Origin of the sequence: Actomonas spartinae, from assembly GCF_051209155.1 — a bacterium.
Lineage (GTDB): Bacteria > Verrucomicrobiota > Verrucomicrobiia > Opitutales > Opitutaceae > Actomonas.
The window spans coordinates 51,362-73,426 of the sequence record NZ_JBPJGB010000002.1 but is presented as its reverse complement, the minus strand read 5'-3'; the positions used below and the strand labels follow the sequence as shown (position 1 = coordinate 73,426).

Below are 22,065 nucleotides of genomic sequence, written 5' to 3'. Positions count from 1 at the left end.
TAAACACCGTGTCAAAGGTCCGCGACTGACTTCATGCGACGTGCATCGGTGCCGACACGTTGGGTAAACCACTCCCGTCATGTTCAACCGACTCGCTCAACTCCTGCTGCTCTGCTCCGCCCTCACGTGCGTTGCCACCGCACGCACCGATTCGCGTTGGGAAGACATGAGCTCGGGACTGAACGAGTTCGAGGTGTCCTCCATCCTCGGCACCCCGCTCATCGTGCACGAGGCCCGCGGCTACAAACAATGGACCTTCGATGCCGGCGGACTCGTGATGTTTCACCGTGGCGCTGTGGCTTACTGGGGCACGCCCCGCGGTCACAAACCCGCGCCGAAGCCCCGGCTGTTGACCGTCATCACCGAGCCGATTCCCGGCCACGAAGTGCCCAGCGTGGCGACCGCCAACCCGGCGGCCAAGACGCCCACCGAGACCGTTCGCCGACTTCCGGTTTTCGCGGCCCCGACGGCGACCGAAACGACCACGCCCAACGTGAAGGTCCGTGTTTCGTCCTTCGACGAAATCACGAAGTCCTAGGCCGGGCGTCGCCCGCCCCCTGAAGAGGGCCGCCAAAACGCGGTCCGACATTCGACACGCGGAACCGAATGGCGTAAGCAACGCGCGAGCCGTATCAAACGGCTCGCTCCGCTTCGTCCATGCAACGCTTCGAACGCTACCTCGGTATCGATTATTCCGGCGCCAAGACGCCCGACTCCAGCCTCCCCGGCATTCGCGTCTACTACGCCGACGCGCGTGGCGAAGAGCCCGTTGAAATCGATCCCCCGCCCGGCCTGCGCAAATACTGGACGCGGCGCGGCCTCGCCGCGTGGTTGATCGAAACCATCAAGCAAGGACCACCCACCCTTATCGGTATCGACCATGGATTCTCCTTTCCCCTGCCCTACTTTCAAAAACACGGCCTGCCGCAAGACTGGTTCTGGTTCCTCGAGGATTTCCGACATCACTGGCCGACCGATCTTGAAGACGTGCGCGTAGAGGACGTGCGGCGGGGTTTGGTCGGCAATGGCGCCGCCCGCGCGGGTAACGCCCGCTGGCGACGTCTGACCGAACAGCGCGCCGGCGCCGCGAAATCGGTTTTCCACTTCGACGTGCAGGGCAGCGTTGCCAAGTCGACTCACAGCGGCCTGCCCTGGTTGCTCCATCTCGGCAAGGAGCTGACCGGCCACCTGCACTTCTGGCCCTTCGACGGCTGGGTGCCGCCGGAAGGCATGTCGGTCGTCGCCGAGGTCTATCCCCGCCTGCTCAACGACGGCGATCCCGGCGATGCCGAAGGGCGCACACCCGATCAACAGGACGCCTACCTCGTCGCGCAGTGGATGCAGGAAATCGACGCCTACTTCGAACTCGACGAATGGTTCGACGTGAAACTCGGCGCGCACGAACGCGAGATCGCCGACCTCGAAGGCTGGATCCTTGGGGTGCGCTGAGCCACCTGCGCGGACGTCGATTTCCTCCCGCAGTGGTGGGCCCGCCGGGGGTCGAACCCGGAACCAAGGGATTATGAGTCCCCTGCTCTAACCATTGAGCTACAGGCCCAGCACTTTCGGAAAATTGGGGGGCTTTCGGGCGCGGCGTCCAGTTCGGAAATCCCTCACCGCCCGGAGAGTTGACGAGAATTGACCCGCTGCGGGGTTAGGTGTCCGTGCGTTCTTCCCCCCGCTTCGTTTCGCTCGCCCTCATCCTCTTCACCGCGCTCGCGGGCTCCGCCCGCGCCGACCTGCGGATCCAGTGGGCCTTTCAAACCGATGGTCCCATTCGCGGCGAAGCCGTCGTCGTTGATGACACGGTCTACTTCGGCAGCGCCGATGGTTTCCTCTACGCAGTCGATGCGGCCGACGGCGCCCTGCGCTGGAAGGTTGCCACCGGCGGCGCCATCGCAGGCGCGCCTGCCGTGACGGACGACATCGTCGTCGTCGCCGGGCGCGGCTCGAACGCGCTCGCGGTGGATCGGACCGACGGCTCAATTCGCTGGTCGTTCGCACTGGGTCCGACGATGCCCACGCTCACGAGCTGGAACTACTTCACCGCCGCGCCGGTCGCGGACGGCGATCAGGTGCTGGTGCCGTCCGGTGACGGCAAGCTCTACGCGCTCGATCTGGCCACTGGCGCCGAGCGCTGGCACTTCACCACCGGTGACAGCCTGCGTGCCTCGCCGCTCGTCGTCGACGGCGTGGTGTATCAACCCAGTGGTGACGACCATGTCTACGCGGTCGACGCCGCCACCGGCGAAGAGCGATGGCGCTTTGCCACCGACGGCGTGAACTTCGACCTGAGCCAGGGCTTTATTCGCAGCGACATCTTCACTCGGCCGTCGCTGCAGGATGGCCTGCTCGTCATCGGTTCCCGCGACTCCAAGGTCTACGCCATCGATGTCGCCACGCACGAGGCGGCCTGGACCTTCAACTACGATTCGACCTGGGCCATGTCCACCACGGTGGCCGACGGCACCGTCTTCGTCGGGTGGTCGACCAACAACAAGCTCAGCGCCCTCGATCTTCACACCGGCGAACTCAAATGGGACACCACCGTCGGCAGCCACACTTACACCACCGCCACGATCGTCGGCGACACCGTCGTCTGGGGCAGCGCGGACGGTCACCTGCACGGCTTCGACAAAGCCACCGGCGAACGCCGCTTTGCCTACGCCGTGGGGAGCGAGATCTACAGCTCACCGGCCTACACCGACGGCACCTTTTTCTTCGGCACCGACGATGGCCGTCTGCTCGCCGTGGCCGACGCGCCGTCCCCCGCCCATCGCGCGGTGTATCTGCCCGCCAACATCCCGGGCAACCTGCGCGGCTTCATCATCGATGCCGCACTCGCCGACTTCCTGACCAGCCGCGGTTACGCCTTGCTCGATTCCCCCGATGCGCTCGCCGACTGGGTGACCACCCGCACGTCCGAAAAGGCCCGCAGCGCGCTCGTGTTTGGCTTTCCGCTCATTCCGGAGTCGACCATCGGCACCGATCCTGCCACCGGTCCGCTCCGCGCCTACTTGGAAGCCGGCGGCAAAGTCGTCTGGCCCTGGGGCATCCCCAACAAGCTCACCTTCCACGCCGACGGCGGGTTCAAAGCCTACGATCCCACCGTCGCCGAGCGCCTGCTCGAAATTGAGGTCATCGACTTCGAGGACGGCGGCAACTACGCCGCCACCGCCACGCAACTCGGCCGCAACTGGGGTCTGCCCGCGCGCACCAAGACCACCTTCGCCTACCTCGATCCGACCGCACCCAACGACGTCGCCGTGCTGGCTCGCGACGAAGTCGGCCGCCCGGGCGCATGGGTGAAACGTTTCACCTCCGACCCCACTGCCGGGTGGGTGAGTTTTCTGCCCTCCGGTTTCGGCGTTCCGTTCACCGAGGCTCAACTCGCCCTCCTCGAACACGTCGCCAGCTACGGGTTGGAATAGTTTCCCTGTAACTCCCCTCCCATTCAGCGGGTATTCCCTCCATACCCGCCATGCTCAACGATCTTCGCCTCGCCCTTCGCAATCTCCGCTCCGCCCGCGGTTTTGCCCTCGTCGCCACCCTGACCCTTGCCGTCGGCATCGGCTCCGCCACGTCGATGTTCAGCGCCCTGCGCGCCTTGGTCGTGCACCCCTTCGACTACCCGGAGTCGGATCGTCTCGTCATGGTGTGGTCGGGCGATGGTTGGCCGCTCTCGCCCGCCGATTTCGTCGACCTCCACGACCAGTCATCGTCCTTCGAAACCTTTGGCGTCTACTCGCCCGAGTCGGTCAACCTCGGTGAGCGCAACGCTCAGGTTGTCGCCGGCGTGAGCACCACCCACGGCGTGCTCGACGCCTTCGGTCTTCGGCCGATTCGCGGCCGCCTGATCGAACCCACCGACGAGGTCGAGGGCGCTCCGCCGGTCGCCGTCATCAGCTACGGCCTCTGGCAAAGCGCCTTCTCGGGCAAACCCGACCTCGTCGGCAGCACCATCCGCCTCAACGGCGGCGATGTCACCGTCATTGGCATCATGCCGCCGGAGTTTGAGTTTTCCGGCCCCTGGGTGCGCACCGAGGAAGTAAAGGTATTCACCCCCATCACCTACCTCAACCACAGCGGCGACAACCGCGACAGCCATTGGCTCACCAGCGTCGCGCGCCTGAAACCCGGCCTGTCCGTCGAGGCCGCCGACGCCGAGATCAAAACCATCGGCCGGCGCCTCTCGGAACTCTATCCCAACTCCAACACCGACAAAAAGTTTCTCGTTCGCTCGCTGCGCTACGAGATGACCAAGGACATCGGTTCGCAGGTCTGGATGCTCTTCGGCGCCGTCGCCCTCGTGCTGCTCGTGGCCTGCGCCAACGTCGCTTCGATGCTGCTCGCCCGCAATGCCCGCCGTCAGGGCGAATATGCGGTGCGCGTCGCCCTCGGTGCCACCCGCGGCGACCTCATTCGCCTCGCCCTCACCGAAAGCCTCGCCCTTGCGCTGGCGGGCGCGATCGGCGGTCTGTTCATCAGCTACGGCGGCATCGCCGTGCTCAAGACCATCGCCCCGATCAGCGAAGCCCGCCGCGCCGCCATGAGTCTGGATGGCAGCGTGTTGCTCTTCGCCCTCGGCGCCACCGCGCTCACTTCGCTGCTGGCTGGCGTGCCTCCCGCGCTGGCGGCCGTGCGCACCTCGCTCAACACCGTCATCCGCACCGACGCCCGTGGCGCCGTCGGTTCCAAGTCCCGCCACCACATGCTGCGCGCCCTCGTCATCGGCCAGATCGCCGTCGCCTTCGTGCTCGCCAACGGCGCGGTGCTCTTCTCCAACGCCTACCTCAAGCTGCTGGCCGAAAACCAAACCCTCGCCACCGACAAGGTCATCACCGCGAAACTCACCCTCCGCGGCGATCGCTACGAAGAGAACGAACAACGCGTCGCCGCCTGGGAGGAACTTGAGCGCCGCCTCGCCGCCATTCCCGGGGTCAGCCACGTTGGGCTCACCTCCAAACTGCCCCTCCAGGGCGGCAGCAACACCAACGCCCTCGTCAACGATGAGGTCTATGATCCCACCCAGCGCCGCACCCAGGTCGAGCGTTCGTCGGTCACCTTCGACTACTTCGACACCATGGGGCTCAAGCTCCTGCAGGGCCGCCTCCTCCGCCCCGAAGACGACATGCAGGAGGGCGGCCGACTCGGGGTGGTCGTCAACCGCACGTTCGTGGAGCGCGCGTGGCCCGACCGGGACCCGATCGGCCAGGTCTTCCGCGCCAACCAACCCGCCGACCCGTGGTATACCGCCACTGTCGTCGGTGTCGTTGAAGACGTGCGGCAATGGGGCGCCGCCGCGCCCATGCAGCCGGAAATGTATACCACGCCGCCCGGCCACTGGGGCAACCGCGTGCACCTCAACCTGCGTTCGCCGCAACCCGCCGCCGCCCTCATCCCCCAAGTGCGCGCCGTCATCGCCGACTTCGACCCCGAGCTCGCCATCGAGGACCCGCGCACGCTCAACCAGGTCGTGCTCGACTCCACCCAAGGCCAGCGCGTGATGGCCGGCCTGGTGAACTTCTTCATGGGCATCGCCCTCGGCCTCGTCGCGGTCGGCCTCTACGGGACCCTGTCCTATCACGTCGTGCAACGCACCCGCGAGATCGGTGTCCGCATGGCCATCGGCGCGCTCAAGGGCGACATCCTCGGCCTGATCTTCAGTCAGGGACTGCGCTGGGTCCTCATCGGCGTCGCCCTCGGCATCGCCGGCGTTTTCGCCCTCGCCAAGGTGTTGGAGTCGATCGTCTACGACATGGACGGCGTCACCGTCATGCCCGTGCTGCTCGCCACCGGCGCCGTCGCCATTGCCACCGCAGTGGCCACGCTGATACCCGCCTGGCGCGCCTCCCGTCTCGACCCCATGATCGCGCTGCGCATCGACTGACCACGCTGCCGGCCTGCCTCGCGCCGGACCGACTTCGCGCTCTTCGTTGCCTTCTGCGAAAACTCATCGTTGCCTGCCGGCGCATGAGTTTCTGGGCCCGCCTCGCCGCCTGGCTGAATCCCCCCGACCCCGGTCCACTCGAATTCAAACCCGAGTGGGTCGCCATTCTGACCACCAACGTGCCGCTCTACGTGCTGCTGCCGTCCGGCCTGCGGGAGCGGCTGCACATGCAGATCACGCATTTCGTGCGGCACAAACACTTCGAGGGCTGCGGCGGCCTCAAGCTCACCGACGAGATGGTGCTCACCATCGCCGGCCAGGCCTGCGTGCTCACGCTCAACCTGCCCGGTCCGCCCTTCCCCAAGCTCCGCACCATCCTCGTTTACCCGGGCGCCTACCGCGTTCGCGAACAGGTCGCCCGCGGCATGGGGGTGGTCATGGAACGCGAGGTCACCCGCCTCGGCGAGTCCTGGTCCAACGGCACCATCGTGCTGGCCTGGGACGCCGTGCTCAGCGGCGCCCGCAACACCCGCGACGGCCACAACGTGACGTTGCACGAATTCGCCCACCAACTCGACCAGGCCGACGGCCGCGGCGATGGCACGCCTCACCTGCTCGACCCCGCGCGCTACGCCCGCTGGACCGAGATCATGACCGACGGACACGCCCGCCTCGAGCAACTCGCCGCCAAGGGCAAACGCACCGTGCTCGACAAATACGGCGCCACCAACGCCGCCGAGTTCTTCGCCGTCGCCACCGAGGCCTTCTTCGAAAAACCGCGCCAACTCGCCCGCAAACGCCCCGACCTCTACGCCGAACTGGAGGCCTACTACCGCCTCGATCCGCAGCAATGGTATTCGCGCGGTTGATACCGCCGCAGCGCAACGCTACAGCGCCAGCGCATCAAACATCGCGTGGAAACACTCGACCTGACCGCGCAAGCTTTCGTCGGTCTCAATCGTCCCGTCATACGCGCCCAGAAACTGATCGGCCGAGGTCCAGACCGTGTGCATGAACCCGAGGTAACGCTCGGCCAGCACCGGGTTGGCGTCCTGCTGAAATTGTCGGTAGGCTGCCACCTGCGCTGCCCCCACCGCTGGCCGATTCCATGAGCAGGTGACGACCCGCAGGCCCTTCAACGCAAAGAGCGCTGCGGTTGGCTCAGCCCGCTCGTAGTGCCAGTCACAGATCACCACGTCGCGCGGGATGAGGTCGATCGCCGGATGCGTGCCGTTGGTGCTGCCTTCCCACATCCCGATGCCCGTGGTGTCGCCGTCGATCAGCCGATCACCCCAGATCCACAACTCGCGACCCTGTTTCGCCAAGTGGTCACGGATGCGGGTCACCTCCGCAGCGAAGAGCTCGGCTTTGTTGTGACCGCCGCAACGCGGGCAATCGTCGTCACCGAAATAGAAAACCTCGTCCATGCCCGCGTGAAAGGCATCTGCGCCAAAGGCCGCGACGATCTCGTCCACCACCGCGAACACGATGGCGTGGAGATCGGGATGCCGCGGGCAATAACCCTTGCAATAGAGGCCGTCCGGATTGGGCCACTTGTAGGTCTCCGGCAGGGTGATGTCCGGCGTCTCGTCAAACTGCGGATACACCGTGAGCAGGCGCCCCAGTTCCGAATGCCAGGACTGATGGCCGAGCAAACTGATCTGCGGCACCACGCGGATCCCGTGCTGCCGGCAAACCGCCGCAATCCGCGCCACCTGCTGCGCCGTCAGCGGATTTTCGTCCCGCAGCTCCGGGTGACTCTCGAACTCGTAACGGAAGTCGACGCGCAGCACGAGTGTGTTGATTGCCCGCGGTGCCAGTTCCTGCTCGATGAAGGCAACGAACCGCTCCACCCCAGCGGGATTTGGCGCCGCGATGGCAAAGCCCCTCAGTTCGGCCCGGGCAGCGGAGAGGGAAAGCGTCAGCGCAAGCGCGACGCCGAGGGGCAACAAGGTTCGGGGCAGCATCGGGGCGGAGGGGACGCGGAGCATCCCAGCCGCCGTCCGGCCAGCACGCAACCGCTGTTCGTCACCTCAGATGCGGGCCACCGAGTAGTGCGGGTCGTCGTCCATCACCTGCACATCGACCAGGTTGCCGGCGTTCTGCAGCATGATGCGACAGTCCGGCGAGAGGTGGCGCAGGTGCAGGGTCTTGCCGACCTTGCGGTAGCGTTCGGCCAGCGCGTTGATCGCCTCGAGGCCAGACAGGTCACACACGCGCGTGTCCCGACAATCGATCACCACGTCATCCGGATCTTCACTCGGCTTAAACTGCTCGGCGAATTCGCGCACCGAGCCAAAATACAACAAGCCACTCAGCAGGTAGGTGCGCTGCTGATGCGTGTCCGCGATCGTCACGAGCCGCACGTGCTGCGCGCTCTTCCAGGCAAACACCAGGGCCGACACCAACACCCCCACCAGCACCGCGATGGCAAGGTCGGCGTAAACCGTCACGCCCGTCACAATCGCGATCACCAGGATATCGCTCTTCGGCACCTTACCGAAGGTGTTGAAAGTCGCCCACTCGAAGGTGCCGATGACCACCATGAACATCACGCCGGTGAGCGCCGCGATCGGAATGCGGTCAATGAATGGCGCCCCCACCAGAATGAAAACCAACAGGCCGACCGCCGCCACGATGCCGGAGGTGCGACCCCGGCCGCCGGAGCGGATGTTGATCAAGCTCTGCCCGATCATCGCGCAACCGCCCATGCTCTGAAAGAAACCGCTCACCAGGTTGGCCGCACCCTGCGCGATGCACTCGCGGTTACCCTTGCCGCGCGTCTCGGTGAGTTCGTCAACCAGCTGGAGGGTCATCAACGACTCGATCAAACCGACCGAGGCCAGAATCGCCGCGTAGGGGAAAATGAACGACAGCGTCTCCCAGTTGAACGCCACGTTCGGCAGGTGCAGTTGCGGCAGGCCGCCCTGCACGGTGGCGAGGTCGCCGACCACCTGCGTGTTCACGCCGAGGAAGGCGATGCCCGCCACCACCAGGATGGCCGCCAGCGATGACGGCACGGCCTTGGTGAACCTGGGCAGGAAATGGATGATCGCCATCGTGAGCACGACCAGGCCGAGCATGATCCACAGCGCACTGCCGCTCAGCCAGTCGCCCACCTCCGCGCCGTTGCGCTCCTTGAACATGTCGAGCTGCGCCAGGAAGATCACGATTGCGAGCCCGTTCACGAAACCCATCATCACCGGGTGGGGCACCAGCCGGATGAGGCGACCCAGTTGCAGCGCTCCCACCAACATCTGGATCACGCCAGTCAGAATCACCGTCGCGAAAAGGAACTCGAGGCCCGCGCCCTCGCCGCCGCGCAAATTGCCCTCCTGCACCAGCGCGACCATGACCACGGCCATCGCACCGGTCGCGCCTGAGATCATACCCGGCCGCCCGCCAAAGGCCGCCGTGATGAAGCCCATGAAAAAGGCCGCATAAAGCCCGACCAGCGGCGGCACCCCGGCCACAAAGGCGAAGGCGATCGCCTCGGGCACGAGCGCCAGCGCAACGGTGAGCCCGGAGAGCGCATCGTCCTTAAAGTTGCCGCGTTTCTTACGAAAAGGATTGGTCATGTTGTGAGGTCGAATGCCCCCAACAAAACGCGCCGACGTTGGGGTCGACGCCTGCGCCCTCGCGAGGGCGGTGTGATGGAAATGTGAAGCTGGGTGGGTAAGAAGCGACTCGCCGCAGGCACGCAACGAGCCGCGCAGCAAGGCCCCCACCCCTGCCCAACGCAATCCTTTAACCACCGTCACCCCCGAATCCGCCGCTCACCGCCACCTCTCACAGCATCCCGAAAAGTGTAACCTATTAGGTGACACTTTTACCTCCGCTCACGACTGGAAGGGGCCGCTGAAGGCTGAATAATTTGTCACCTATTAGGTTACAATTGGCCGGTGTGACCTGTCGGGTTGCGGCGGGCGGGGGCAGAAGGGCGGCTTGACGTGCAGCGGACCGCTTCGCGGGGCTCCAGTTGACCCGCCGGCCACTCGGCCAGAATGTTTCCCGCTCCATGACGCTTCCCCGCGCCTCCATTTTCATTTCCTGCGTGCTGTCGCTCGCACCCGTGCTCTCCGCGCAAGCGACCTTGCTCGATCCGCTCGTCGTCACCGCCACCCGCGCGCCGCAGCCACTTTCGGCCCTGCCGGTCGCGGTTGATGTGTTCGCGGCCGACCAGCTCAACAACGGCGCCACCCTCACGATCGACGACGCCCTCAAGAGCTCAGCCGCCTTCTCGCTCTTTCGCCGGCAGGGCAGCCTCTCGGCCAACCCCACCGCCCAAGGCGTCTCGCTGCGCAACCTCGGCCCCAACGGCGCCGGGCGCACCCTCGTGCTGGTCGACGGCATTCCGCTCAACGATCCCTTCGGCGGGTGGGTGGCCTGGACCAAGGCCCCGCGCCTCTCCCTCGCCGGCGCCGAGATCGTGCGCGGCGGCGGTTCCAGCGCCTGGGGCAGCGCCGCCCTCGGCGGCACCGTGCAGTTGTTGAGCGCCACCGCGTTGCCCGATGCCGCCCGCGTATCCTCCACGCAGATACAGGTCGAGGCCGGTGACTTCGGCACGGTGTCCGGCGAACTCGCCCACACAACGGTCCGTGGCGCCGATAGCATCAGCATAAACGCCCGCGCGTTTCACTCCGACGGTTTTGCCCGCACCGCGCCCGGCTGGGCGGGACCGATCGACCGACCCACCGACCTCGACCAAGGCATGCTGCAACTCAGCTGGGCCCGCACCACCGAGGCCGGCACCCGTGGCACGATCACCGCCCGCGTGTTCACCGAAGAACGCGGCAACGGCACGCCGCTGCAACGTAACCGCACCCGCGAGGCGCTGCTCGCCGCCAGCGCCAACGGTCGTCGCGATCTGTTCGGCGACGTGGCTGACTGGTCCGCCACCGCCTACGTGCAGACACAGGAGTTCTCCAACCTCTTCACCTCCGTCACCGACGCGCGCGACGCCGAGACACCGGTGCTCGACCAGTTCGCGGTGCCAGCCGACGCCGCCGGTGCCGCGGCCACCGCCACCTGGTCCGACGCCGACCAAACCACCACCGTCGGCGCCGACGTGCGTTGGGTCGACGGCGAGACCGGCGAACGCTACTTTCGCGTCGGCAACGAGTTCAGTCGCGAGCGCCACGCCGGCGGCACCCAGACCTTCGCCGGCGTGTTTGCCCATCACGACCGCGTCCTCGCACCGGGTTGGCGCGGCAGTGTTTCCGCCCGACTCGACCGCTGGGCGCTGACCGATCCCTACCGTATCGAGACCGACCGCACCACCGGCGCCGTCGTGCGCAAAGACACCTTGTCGGACCGGAACGGATACGAGTTCAGCCCGCGCGCCGGACTCGTGTGGCAGGCGACGCCGCAGTGGCGCTGGCACGCCGCCGCCTACAGCGCTTTCCGCCTGCCCACCCTCAACGAGCTCTACCGCCCTTTCCGGGTGGGCAGCACCATCACCGAAGCCAACCCCAACCTCGCGCCCGAGTCCCTGCGGGGCGCGGAGATCGGCACGACCTTCGGCACCCCCACCGCCAACCTGCGCGTGAGCGCCTTCACCAACCGCCTCGAGGACGCCGTGGCCAACGTCACCCTCGGCGCCGGCCCGGGCGTGGTGCCGGGCGTGGGATTTGTGCCGGCCGGCGGACTCGGTCGGCGCCGGGAGAACCTCGACCGCGTCGACGTCAATGGCTTCGAGTTCGCCGCCACCCTTCGCCCTGACCCCAGCCTCACATTGCGGGCCGATTACCTTTACAGCGATGCGACCGATCACGGCTCGGCCAAGACCCTGCCGCAGGTGCCGCAACACACCTTCGTGTTTGGCGCCGACTGGCAACCCGTCACCCCACTCCGCCTCGGCGCCCAACTGCGCTACGTGAGCGACGCGTTTGAAGATGACGCCAACACGCTCGTGTTGGACGCCGTCACGACGATCGACCTCCGCGTCGCCTACCGCATCGCGGATGGCCGCGAGGTCTTCGCCGCGGTGGAAAACCTCTTCGACGAAACCGTCGTCACGCGCCGCACGCCTGAAGGACTCTACGACCTCGGCACCCCGCGCTTCACCCGCGCAGGCCTGCGCTGGACCTGGTGATCTCGCGGCGACCTCACCGCGCCTCGCGGTGCTTGTCCACCCACCAACCCCACAAGACGAGCAGCCACTGGGCGTGCCCCACAACCGCGATCGCCGTGACCGACGGCGGCGGTGGCCCGGTGAGGTTGCTGATTTCGATCACGACCAGGAAGGCAACCAAACCCGCCAATCCCCACCGCCCCACCCGATCGCGCGCAGCCGTCGCCCGCAGGTAGAGCCACAGGCCGCCGCCAAAAAACAGAAACTCCAGCAACACTGTCAGCGCCGGAGAATTCCACGCCCCTAAACCCACCATCGGCCCGCCGCCCGGCACCAGCGGCAGGTCCGGTCGATGCACCAACAGATCGAGCACCCAGTGGCTGATCACCCCGACCGCACAGACCACCGCCGCGCGCGGGGACTTGGCCAGCAACCAGTAGATCCCGCCAAACAGCGCCGCCCACAACGCGCCGGCCAGCAGGCTGTGCGTGTAGGGATAGTGCACAAAATCCAGCGGCGTCATACGTGTGATCCCGGGCGCGATGTTCACCTGCTCCACGCCCAATAGCAGGAACGTGGGCCAGACCAGATCGACGAGTTGAGTCGCCAAAAACAGCGTGCCCAAGGAAACGGCGGGCGCCCAGCGCTTGAGGCCGAAGCCCATTCCAAAGTGTCCGACGAACATGCGCGGAGCGTAGCCATACCGGCTCGTCTTCGTCCATCGCCCATGTTGACGACGCCTCGGATTGAAGTTCCGCTCATCGCCCATGACTCAAGTTCCCACCCTCACCGGCGCCGAACGTCGCGCCCTGCGCGGCGAAGGCCAACTGCTGGAAGCCAGCGTCACGCTCGGCCGTGAGGGCATCACCGCGACGGTGACCAAGGAGCTGGACAGCCAGCTCACGCGCAACGGCCTGATCAAGGTCCGCGCCGGCGAAACCGACCGCAAGGCCCGCGAGGCGCTCTTTACCGAACTCGCCGCCGCCACCAACAGTGCACTGGTCGGGACGGTCGGACGCACCGCGCTGCTCTACCGGCCGATTCCCGACGCCGAACAGTAGCACAAGCCAACGGCCAGACCGGGGTCAACGACCCCGGCCACAGGTGGCCCGCCGGATCGCTGAAGGCGGGCTCGGTGAGCCCGGTCACCACCCTTCGCCTATGAGCCGCACCCCGCACGAAGCAGGGCGCGGCTCGACTCGACTCTCGTCCCACGCCAGCAGGACGAAAGGGGGCGCCGGAGCAGGCCGGCAGGCCAGTCGGCAAACTAGGAACCAGAACCACTAACGTCCCGAGTCTAGCGGGAACCACGCGCACCCGCCATACGCAACCTTGCGCAGATCGGACGCGTTGCCGCCACCTGCTGAAAAACGAAGGAGGCGCCGGACCCGATCTGGGGTCCGACGCCTCGTTGACACTTTCCCGTGGCGGGGGACGAGGGCTCGCGTGGGGGAGCCTAGTCGTCGTCGACGACCCGGAATTTCAGCGGCACGCGCATGCGCGTCGCGACCTTGCGGCCATTCTTCATGCCGGGGCGGAACTGCCAGCGGGAAACTCCGAGGACCGCCGCATCCTCGAAACCGCGATGCGTCGATGAATACACCTTGGCCCAGGGGACCTTGCCATCGGCGCCTACAATGAAGTCGACCACGACCTCGGCCTCGCGCACCTCGTGCTTGAGGTGGCCGGGGAAGACCGGCGGCTGCTGGAGCAGCGGGACCGGCACGCGGTCGAGATCACCCAGGTCGAAAAGATCTTTGATTTGATTGGGGCTCACTTTGCCGTGCGCGATGCGCGACGGGATGCTGACCACCTTGGCCGCATCGAAGTCGGGTTTCGGCAACAGCGACTGGAAGTCGAGCTTCTGCACGAACGTCGCGTCGGTCACGATGGAGGGCACGTCGGACTGCATGGGCACGTAGGCCCCCGGGTCGAGTTCCTCCTGTTGCGCGGCGTCGGGATCGAACACCTTGTCGGGTTCTTCGAGGTCCTCGATGGGGGGCATTTCCATGAAGACCACGGCGAGTTCCTGCACCCCGGTGTCGACGACTTCGGGGGCGGGAGGATTGTTGAATCCGAGCAGCACCACCAGGTGGGCGGCACCGGACACGATCAACGCGGACCACGGGATGCCGGTGAGCGGCAGGGCGGGTTCGTAGCGCCAATCGGGGCGATCGAGCGAGGGGTTTGCCCGCGGAAGCGGGCGGATTGCGGCGGGGGCTTTCTTGCTTCTGGAGCCAGCTCGCACCACCGCCGGCGGAACGGTCGGGAGCTGTGTTGTCATGGTTGAAGTATACGACACAACGGCCGTTCTCTTACCGCATGGTTTGTCCATTGCCACGCACCCCTTGGCCCGGACACAAATTACGCTTCGCACATGTCGCTTGAGCAATTCGGATGGAACGATCTGTGGGCGGAATCCTTCGCCCCCCACGCCGCGGCCGGTCACCAACCGGCGCGGGTGGTGTGCGAGCTGCGCCGGAAGTTCTACGCGGTGCAGGACGTCGACAAAGAATGGCTCGGCGAATGCCGCGGCGGCTTTTTTCACCGCCATGCCGAAACGAGTGCGTTCCCGGCGGTCGGCGATTGGGTGGCGATCAGCCATCGCAGCGATGGCAAACGCGTCGACATCCACGCGGTGCTCCCGCGCCGGACCAAGTTCTCCCGTCGCGCCGCCGGTGAAGAGGACATCGAGCAAGTCGTCGCCGCCAACATCGACTACGTGCTTCTGGTGAGCGGGCTCGACCGCAACCACAACCCGGCGCGCATCCAACGCTTCCTCGTCGCCGCCCGCGAGAGCGGCGCCGAACCCGTCATCGTGCTCAACAAAAGTGACGTGCATCCGGAGCCCGAGGCGGTGAAGGCCGAAATTGAACAACTCGTCCCCGGCGTCCGCGTCATCCTCACCAACACGACCCGCCGCCGCGGACTCGGTGAGTTGCGCAAACTCGCCGCTCCCGGCGTCACCCTTGCTCTGCTCGGCTCCTCCGGCGTGGGCAAATCGACCCTCGCCAACCTGCTCAGCCAGGACGATTTCCTGCCCACCGGCGAAGTGCGCGAGAAGGACAGCAAGGGCCGCCACACCACCACCCGCCGCGAACTCGTGCGCACCCCCGGCGGCGCGCTGCTCATCGACACCCCTGGCCTCCGCGAACTCCAGCTTTGGGAATCGGCCGACGGCGTGACCGAGGCCTTCACCGACATCGTCGATCTCGCCTGCCACTGCCGCTTCTCCGACTGCCAACACGAGTCCGAACCCGGTTGCGCCATCCAGGCCGCCCTGGCCGACGGCCGACTCGATCCCGAGCGCTACATCCACTACCTGAAGATCACCGGCGACCACGCCCCCAAGACCGCCGCTCCCAAAGCATCCCGCGCCGTCGCCAACAAACCGGGCTGGCGCAAAAAGGCCTTCGAGCCCAAACGCGGCGGCCGCCGCATCACCCCCGACGATTGAGTCGAGCAGTGCCCGCGACCGGGGTCACCGACCCCGGCTACAGAACAACCGACAGCACCTCGCTGTAGCCGGGGTCGGTGACCCCGGTTCCCTGCCCCTCAGTTCGCGCGCCTTGCCTCACACAATCCGGTTCACCATCGCGTCCCGTTCGCCGCGCTCGAATGCGGCGAGGTTGCCGAGGAAGTGGCCGATGATCGCCTGGTCCTGATCGCTGCGGCCGCCACCGGTGTGCGGCGTGATGAAGCAGTTCTTGGTGCGCCACAGGGGATGCTCCGGCGGCAAGGGTTCCGGGTCCATCACGTCGAGGTAAGCCGCGTCGAGTTTGCCGCTGTTCAACGCCTCCATCAGTGCGATCTGGTCGACCGTCGTGCCGCGACCGATGTTGTAGAAACGGGCGCTGGGCTTCAGCTGGGCGAGGCGGCGGGCGTTGACGAAGTGATGCGTCGCTTCGTTTTCCGGCAGGATGTTCACGAGGTGGTCGACCTCGGGCAGCACGGCGCTGAGTCGATCCTCTGCGATGATGTGCACGCCGCGTTCGCTATAGGTGCGGCGACGCAGCGCGTAGACCTTCATACCGAAGGGCTGGAGCAACTCCACCAGGCGTCGCGCGATCGCGCCGTAGCTCAGCAACAACACCGTCTGCCCGCCCAGCAGGTGCGAAGCGGCGCGGCGCGGATAATACGCCCAACCCGGCTCGTCCTGATGCTGATCGGACCACGACTGCGGCAGCTGCCGCGCGAGGGCCAGCATCATGGCGAGCAGGTGCTGTGCACAGGGCTCGCAGAAGACGCCCGACATGTTGGTGAACACGCTGTCGCGAGCGGTCAGCGTTTCTTTGAAATCGGCCGTATCGTAGCGCGTGTAGCCGGCCGTCGTCACCTCCAGCCAACGCAGCTTCGCCGAGCGTTGGCACTGCCCCGCATCGGGCTGGCCAAACGCGATGTCGGCTGCGTCGAGGGTCGGGTCTTCGCCCCCTGCATCGAGCACGGAAGCACTGGACTGCGCCGCCCAGATGAGGCGATGGCCGCGCGCGGCGAGGGTTTGTTCGAGATGCGCCGTGGCAGCGTCATCAAACTTGGCGTTGCACCAGATCGTAAGTCCCATGGTCAAAAGCAGACGAAGCGGAAGGTTGTAGTGAAAATGTGGTTACTCCGCCTCGTTGAATGCGCACAAGGCGTGCACCGGCAACCCGGCCGCGCGCAGCTTCGCCGAGCCGCCAAGCTCCGGCAGGTCGATGATGGCCGCGACGCCCGCGACCTCGGCGCCGATCTGTTCAAACAGCTTCACGGCAGCGAGCAGCGTGCCACCGGTGGCGATGAGATCGTCGACCAGCAGCACCCGCTGACCGGCCGCGCAGGCGTCCTCGTTGATCTCGATGGTGGCCGAGCCATATTCGAGGGTGTAGTCGGCCGAGACCGTGCGGTAGGGCAGTTTGCCCTTCTTGCGCACCAGCGCGAAGGGCTTGTGCAACTGGTAGGCCAGCGCGCCGCCGATGATAAAGCCGCGCGCGTCGATCGCTGCGATCACATCGACGCCCAACGCGGAGCAATCGAGCGAGAAGGCCTCGATCATGACCCGGAACGCATCCGGATCATTGAAGAGGGTGGTGACGTCGCGAAAGTTAACCCCGGCGATGGGCCAGTCGGGCACCGTGCGGATGCGCTCTTTCAAGTAGGCGGCGAGGCGATTGGGTTCCATGGACAAGAGGGACAGAAGAGGGTCGTCGACACTGCCCGCGCGCGACCTGTCGCGGCAAGGGAAACCCTCCTCACTGACCGCTGGTGCGCGTGATCGTTCAAACCTCGCTCGAACCGACGGCGGATCGCACCGCCGTGGCCTTGGCGTTGAACGCCGCCAAGGGTGCCACCCGTGCCTCGTTGACGCGGCCATTGTCGTCAACCAGCGCCGTCGACGCCGGCCCGTCCGCCGACAGATCACCACCCGCGTGGCGCGCCCAAACGTAGCCGACCACTTGCGGCTGTTCACACCACGCCAGCAAGGTCTCACGCGTGCGGGCGAGTTGCCGCTCCAGCGCGCTCATTGCCACCGGGTCCACCGCGCGGCGCTGCCGGCCCCAATCGACGCCATCGACCTGCCACAGCAGCTCCGGCGCACGGCCACCCCCGAGTCCCGGCGCAGTCACCGGCACCACGCCCGCGAGGCTGGCCGCATTGGCCCGCACGATGGCGGGCGTCGCGGGCGTGAGCGGGGCGCAGAGCCACATGCGGGAGGCATCCGCGACCCGCATCGCCTCCGAAACGGTGCGGTGGTAGCGTTGGGAGAATTCCCGCAGAAAACGATCTTGGTCGACGCGGAAACCCGGGGTGTCGATCACGACGTCGTCCGCGGTTTGCTGGCGCAGCGACTCCTTGTTGGGCAGGCGAATGCCCCAGTCCCGCACCAGATCGCTCAAGCCGCCGGGCCGCGTCGCCAACACAAACTCCCAGGCCGCGTGATAGGCGGCGTGGGTGGGGTCGAGGCTCAGGCACACCTGCAACAGCGCGGGCCGGGGCAAGGGCTCTCCCGCCACTGCATCGCCGCCCCAGCGCAAGTCCTGGTCGACCAGGTAACCCGCCACGCCGGCCGTCGCGGTCACCACGCCGGCCCGTTGCGTGACGGCCTCCGTCCAGCGTTGATCAAATACATCCGGCAGCACCACGCCGCAGTGGCGGATCACGCAGTCCCCGGCGCGGGCCAGGTCCAAGGCGACGAGGTGCGGCAGGCCGCGGCTGCAAAAACCATCCGCCACCGGCGGCACGAGCAGATTGAAACCCCAGCCGCGCACTTGGCTGATCGCCGGCTGCGAACCGACAGTCCGCTCGACGCCGGCCAGACCCGCGACAAACAACGCCCCCTGCTCCGGATGCACCCACCACCAACGACCGTCTCGGGTGCGCCCGACCCGGTGGCGTTCGACGTCGCCGCGCCAGGCGTCGGGTTGGAAGCCACCCCCTCCGGAGGCGGCGGCATCAGTCGCGGACACGGCGGGCGAGACTTCGTCGATCACGGGCGCTCAAACTGGCGAGGGACCGATCGCAAGGGAAGTCGCGAATCGTCGCATGGGGGAGTCAGGCACCGGGCCGGCCGATCGTGAACTGGTCGCGGGTGGTGCAGTAATCGTTGCCCCCCATCCGGCCGATCAAGTCGAGCTTGGTCGGATCGATGCGACCATCTGTATTCAGGATATCGTTACGCAGGTGCGCGCACAGGATGTGGCCAAAGACGCAGTTGGCCACGCCCGGCTCATCGCCCATGCGCACGATCGTGTGCAGGCGGCACTCGAGCGCGATGGGCGCGGCGGCCACGCGCGGCGCCTTCACCCGCTCGCTGGCAGCGGCTGCGACGCCGAAGGTTTCGAATTCGCTTTCGCCGTAGGGCAGCTTCGCCGCGGTGGAGTTCATCTGCTCCGCAAGGTCCGCCGAAACGAGGTTCACCACGAACTCCTGCGTGGCCTCCACATTGCGCAAGGTGTCCTTCGGCGTGCCGTCGGCTTGGGTCACCGGCACAAACATGATCGTGGGCGGTCGCGAGGTGATTCCGTTGAAAAACGAAAACGGAGCGAGGTTAACCTGACCTTCAGGTCCGACCGTCGACACCCAGGCAATCGGGCGAGGCACGATCATCGAAATCATCCACTGGTAGGCGTGGCGCGGTTCGAGGGCGGCGAAATCGAGCAACATGCCCAAACTCAATGTATTCGGCACGCGCTTGGCCAACCTGAAGCGGAATATTCGGCGTTCTGCTAGGATTTCCGCTTACGTAATCACCGCATTCCGCAATCAGACGACCTTATGCAAGACTATGGTATTTAGGGCGTCCGCGCGGCGAGTGCCACTTGCCTGCGTTTTGCGCGGACCACCTGGTCGCCGATGACGCCCTGAATGCCCTCGCTTCGCGATGATTGATATTACGTTAATCGCTGTTTTATCGATTATTACGGGATAAATCTTGCTTCTTCACGAGGCGGCGGACGCTGGCTCTCAGCCAACCTGGTTCGCGCCGCTCGCCAACCTCGGCACTGCGCATCGTTTGCCCGAACGCTGCACCACCAATTCCCGAACATAAATCAGGTGCATAGTCGGCGGCCGTTATCAGATTACGTAATCTCACAAATTGAGGCAGGAACGAGGCAGGCACATTTTAGGGTATTCACCCTGATATAGATGCCAGCACCGACCTCCAACCGACATCGCTCCACCGCGGGATTCACCCTCGCGGAAGTCGCTATTTCGGCCACGGTCATGCTCTTCGTCATCACGGGCACCCTGACCGCCATCACGTCGGGTATGCAGATGCTCAATACCTCCCGGCACATCGCGGTCGCGACTGATCTGCTCACCCACGAGGTCAACGACACGCGCATGCAGTCCTGGGCCACTTTGGCGGCCTATCCGGCGCAACGCACCTTGTCCCTGCCCGCGCGTTTCAGCGAGGTCGCCGGCGACATGACGCTCAGGCGCGAGGTCACGCAGGAGGCCGCCGATCTTTGCCGGGTCACTTACACCGTCACGTGGACCAACTTCATCGGTTCCACCATCACCCGCAGCGCAGACGTGCTCATCGCCAAAAACGGCATCAACGCGAGTTATGGTCTCTGAACTGCACTTCTCGCGCGGCTTCACGCTGGTTGAACTGCTCATCGCGATGAGTCTGGGCGCCGTGATCACCCTCGGGGTCATCAGCAGCATCACTTACCTCGGCCGCAACCTCGTGCGCATGTCCAACGAGACCAGCCTGCTCAACGCGGCCAACACCGCCTCGGCCACCCTCCAGCGCGACATCGCGCTCGCCTCCGCCGTCACCGCCCTGTCCAACAACGCCTTCACCCTGACCGTCGCCACCTCCACCGGTGGCAGCGAATCGGTCACCTACACCTGGGACGCCGCCGCCGGCGAACTCACCCGCTCGGCCCCGTCGCACACTTACGTGGTGCTGCGCAACATCACCACCTGCGCCTTCACCTTCACCGACGCCGACTCCGATCCCACCACGCTTCCGGGCGTCGTGCGCCGGATCGAGTTCGACGCCACCTTGAGCAGCGGCAGCGCCACCCTCGGCACCGGAGCCACTCACCAACTCGTGGGTCCGGCGATGCTGATCGCGAGCCCCACCTTCTGATTCGCCGAGCCGATGTTCATGCAACTGCAAGGCCAACGTAAGGAACGCGGCGCGACCATGCTCGCCGCCCTTTGCTTCTCGAGCGTGATCGCCATCTCGCTCGCGGGCTACGTCACGGTTTCTTACAGCGCCATGCAACAGGCCCAGGCTCAGGCCGAAGAGGTCGCCGCAAAAATCGAAGCCACCAACACGCTCGAGGAAACGCTCCACAACGTGTCCTCCGCAGACTTGTCCGACTGGACCGTCGACGGCGACACCGCCACCCGCGTCGTCACCGACCTGGATATTGACTCCCTCCTCGAAACCCTCCCCTTCACCTTCGATGAGGAGCTGAAAGTCATCCCCCCGCCCCGCCCGGAACCCGCCGTGGTCGACCCGTGGGAAGCGATGATGCGTCGTTTCCGCGAGCGCATGGAACGATCCTCCCGCACCAATTCCTTCGGGCTGCTCGGCATGCTCAGCTATGGCTCCCCCGAAACCGTCGTGGAAGACACCGTCGAAACCGCCGAGGCCGTCGTGAAGGACATCATTGATCCGAACGAGATCACCATGACCCTCACCGGCCTCTCCGCCGGTTCGACCCGTCGTGAACTCAGCCTGATCCAGCGCGACCAACGCGGCAACGGCGCCATCCACGAACGCATCCTCACCGCCGAGATCGAGGCCCTGCACCCCATTCACAATGCCTTGGTCGCCCGCGGCCTCATCCGCCTCCGCCGCGAGGGCGTGATCGACAGCTACGACTCCTCCCTTGGCGCCTACTCCGACGAAAACCGCAGCTACGACGCCGTCGTCGCCAGCAACCGGGTCATCGTGCACCGCGCCGAAGTTCGCGGCTACGCCTCCGCCTCCGGTCGCCGCGAACCCACCTTTGGCCGCCGCGCCAGCCTGCTCGGTCCCGACACCGACGAAGAGGTCGACGTCGATCCCGCGCGGGTCATCGCCTTCCCCTTTCAACCGGATCTCGCGACCACCGCCGCCTCCGGCGTCGGCACCGCCCTGCCCGCTCCCGGCACCGTGCTCGGCCAGGTCGATTCCTCCGTCGCCCGCATCTACTACGCCTCCGACCTCGCGCTCAGCGGCGACGCCTTCTACCTCGTGATCGGTCCGACCATCCTCGTCGTTGACGGTGACCTTACCCTGCAGGACTCCGCCAATATCCAGATCGCCGACACCGCCTCGCTCGAGATCCACGTCAGCGGCAACGTCAACCTCGGGGGCCAGGGCATCCTCAACGGCTCCGCCCTCCCCGCCCGCTGCGCCGTCATCGGCACCAGCGACGCGGACACCGCCATCACCGTCAACACCGCCACCCCTTTCCACGGCGTCATCTACTCGCCGCAGGCCGACCTCACCGTCCGCGGCGACGACCGTGAACTCTTTGGCGCCATCCTGGCCGATCGCATCCTCTTCGACGGCCGCACCAGCTTCCACTTTGATCGGGATTTGAAGAATGCCTATTTTAACGGCATTGAGACGGCCTTTGTCTTTGGCATGACCAACTGAGTTCTTCCACGCTCCGTCTGT

19 protein-coding genes and 1 tRNA gene are annotated in these 22,065 nt (G+C 66.0%); 11 read left to right on the top strand and 9 right to left on the bottom strand.

The genetic code is table 11. The annotated features are described in order from the left end of the window. Positions 1-79: 79 nt before the first annotated feature. Entirely contained in the window at positions 80-538 is a 459-nt protein-coding gene (locus AC0MRV_RS08340; RefSeq protein ID WP_472763997.1) for a hypothetical protein, read from the top strand. A gap of 119 nt (positions 539-657) precedes the next feature. Further along, a complete protein-coding gene (locus AC0MRV_RS08335) occupies positions 658-1,449 on the top strand; it encodes a hypothetical protein (RefSeq protein ID WP_472763996.1) in 792 nt (263 codons plus the stop codon). Between the two features lie 33 nt (positions 1,450-1,482). Here the strand turns inward: AC0MRV_RS08335 and AC0MRV_RS08330 are convergent. Further along, positions 1,483-1,558 (bottom strand) — tRNA-Ile (locus AC0MRV_RS08330). A 106-nt stretch (positions 1,559-1,664) separates the two neighbouring features. Between AC0MRV_RS08330 and AC0MRV_RS08325 the strand changes: the two genes are divergently transcribed. From AC0MRV_RS08325 to AC0MRV_RS08315, 3 genes are all read left to right on the top strand, one after another. Then, on the top strand, positions 1,665-3,431 hold the full coding sequence (locus tag AC0MRV_RS08325; protein WP_472763995.1) for an outer membrane protein assembly factor BamB family protein: 1,767 nt from the start codon (positions 1,665-1,667) through the stop codon (positions 3,429-3,431). Between the two features lie 50 nt (positions 3,432-3,481). Further along, complete coding sequence (locus AC0MRV_RS08320) at positions 3,482-5,890, top strand: ABC transporter permease (RefSeq protein WP_472763994.1); 2,409 nt, start codon at positions 3,482-3,484, stop codon at positions 5,888-5,890. Between the two features lie 83 nt (positions 5,891-5,973). Further along, entirely contained in the window at positions 5,974-6,759 is a 786-nt protein-coding gene (locus AC0MRV_RS08315; RefSeq protein WP_472763993.1) for a M90 family metallopeptidase, read from the top strand. Between the two features lie 18 nt (positions 6,760-6,777). Here AC0MRV_RS08315 and AC0MRV_RS08310 read toward each other — a convergent pair whose 3' ends face one another. After that, positions 6,778-7,857 (bottom strand): family 20 glycosylhydrolase, encoded by a 1,080-nt coding sequence (locus AC0MRV_RS08310; protein WP_472763992.1) that lies wholly within the window; start codon positions 7,855-7,857, stop codon positions 6,778-6,780. A 66-nt stretch (positions 7,858-7,923) separates the two neighbouring features. Next, a complete protein-coding gene (locus tag AC0MRV_RS08305; protein WP_472763991.1) occupies positions 7,924-9,468 on the bottom strand; it encodes a SulP family inorganic anion transporter in 1,545 nt (514 codons plus the stop codon). A gap of 440 nt (positions 9,469-9,908) precedes the next feature. On the opposite strand from AC0MRV_RS08305, the gene AC0MRV_RS08300 reads away from it, so the two are divergent. Continuing rightward, positions 9,909-11,984, top strand: a complete 2,076-nt coding sequence (locus AC0MRV_RS08300; RefSeq protein ID WP_472763990.1) for a TonB-dependent receptor — start codon at positions 9,909-9,911, stop codon at positions 11,982-11,984. Between the two features lie 13 nt (positions 11,985-11,997). Here AC0MRV_RS08300 and AC0MRV_RS08295 read toward each other — a convergent pair whose 3' ends face one another. Next, complete coding sequence (locus AC0MRV_RS08295; RefSeq protein ID WP_472763989.1) at positions 11,998-12,648, bottom strand: hypothetical protein; 651 nt, start codon at positions 12,646-12,648, stop codon at positions 11,998-12,000. Between the two features lie 82 nt (positions 12,649-12,730). On the opposite strand from AC0MRV_RS08295, the gene AC0MRV_RS08290 reads away from it, so the two are divergent. Further along, entirely contained in the window at positions 12,731-13,024 is a 294-nt protein-coding gene (locus AC0MRV_RS08290; protein ID WP_472763988.1) for a YhbY family RNA-binding protein, read from the top strand. A gap of 395 nt (positions 13,025-13,419) precedes the next feature. On the opposite strand, the gene AC0MRV_RS08285 is transcribed toward AC0MRV_RS08290, so the two are convergent. Further along, positions 13,420-14,247: an energy transducer TonB gene (locus AC0MRV_RS08285; protein WP_472763987.1), complete on the bottom strand. Its 828-nt coding sequence runs from the start codon at positions 14,245-14,247 to the stop codon at positions 13,420-13,422. Positions 14,248-14,340: 93 nt separating this feature from the next. Between AC0MRV_RS08285 and rsgA the strand changes: the two genes are divergently transcribed. Next, positions 14,341-15,420, top strand: a complete 1,080-nt coding sequence (gene rsgA / locus AC0MRV_RS08280) for a ribosome small subunit-dependent GTPase A (protein ID WP_472763986.1) — start codon at positions 14,341-14,343, stop codon at positions 15,418-15,420. Positions 15,421-15,537: 117 nt separating this feature from the next. On the opposite strand, the gene AC0MRV_RS08275 is transcribed toward rsgA, so the two are convergent. From AC0MRV_RS08275 to AC0MRV_RS08260, 4 genes are all read right to left on the bottom strand, one after another. Then, positions 15,538-16,524 (bottom strand): D-2-hydroxyacid dehydrogenase, encoded by a 987-nt coding sequence (locus AC0MRV_RS08275; RefSeq protein ID WP_472763985.1) that lies wholly within the window; start codon positions 16,522-16,524, stop codon positions 15,538-15,540. Between the two features lie 42 nt (positions 16,525-16,566). Then, positions 16,567-17,118, bottom strand: a complete 552-nt coding sequence (locus tag AC0MRV_RS08270) for an adenine phosphoribosyltransferase (protein ID WP_472763984.1) — start codon at positions 17,116-17,118, stop codon at positions 16,567-16,569. Between the two features lie 97 nt (positions 17,119-17,215). Further along, entirely contained in the window at positions 17,216-18,403 is a 1,188-nt protein-coding gene (locus AC0MRV_RS08265) for a hypothetical protein (protein ID WP_472763983.1), read from the bottom strand. Positions 18,404-18,488: 85 nt separating this feature from the next. Further along, on the bottom strand, positions 18,489-19,100 hold the full coding sequence (locus tag AC0MRV_RS08260) for a flavin reductase family protein (protein ID WP_472763982.1): 612 nt from the start codon (positions 19,098-19,100) through the stop codon (positions 18,489-18,491). Between the two features lie 483 nt (positions 19,101-19,583). On the opposite strand from AC0MRV_RS08260, the gene AC0MRV_RS08255 reads away from it, so the two are divergent. The 3 genes from AC0MRV_RS08255 to AC0MRV_RS08245 are packed head-to-tail and all read left to right on the top strand — an operon-like array spanning position 19,584 to position 22,044. Further along, positions 19,584-20,018 carry a hypothetical protein gene (locus AC0MRV_RS08255; RefSeq protein ID WP_472763981.1) on the top strand — a complete coding sequence of 145 codons (435 nt, stop codon included), beginning with the start codon at positions 19,584-19,586 and terminating at the stop codon, positions 20,016-20,018. Beyond that, positions 20,008-20,538: a prepilin-type N-terminal cleavage/methylation domain-containing protein gene (locus tag AC0MRV_RS08250; protein ID WP_472763980.1), complete on the top strand. Its 531-nt coding sequence runs from the start codon at positions 20,008-20,010 to the stop codon at positions 20,536-20,538. The genes AC0MRV_RS08255 and AC0MRV_RS08250 overlap by 11 nt, the downstream gene beginning before the upstream one ends. A gap of 12 nt (positions 20,539-20,550) precedes the next feature. After that, a complete protein-coding gene (locus tag AC0MRV_RS08245; RefSeq protein WP_472763979.1) occupies positions 20,551-22,044 on the top strand; it encodes a DUF7305 domain-containing protein in 1,494 nt (497 codons plus the stop codon). Positions 22,045-22,065: the final 21 nt, after the last annotated feature.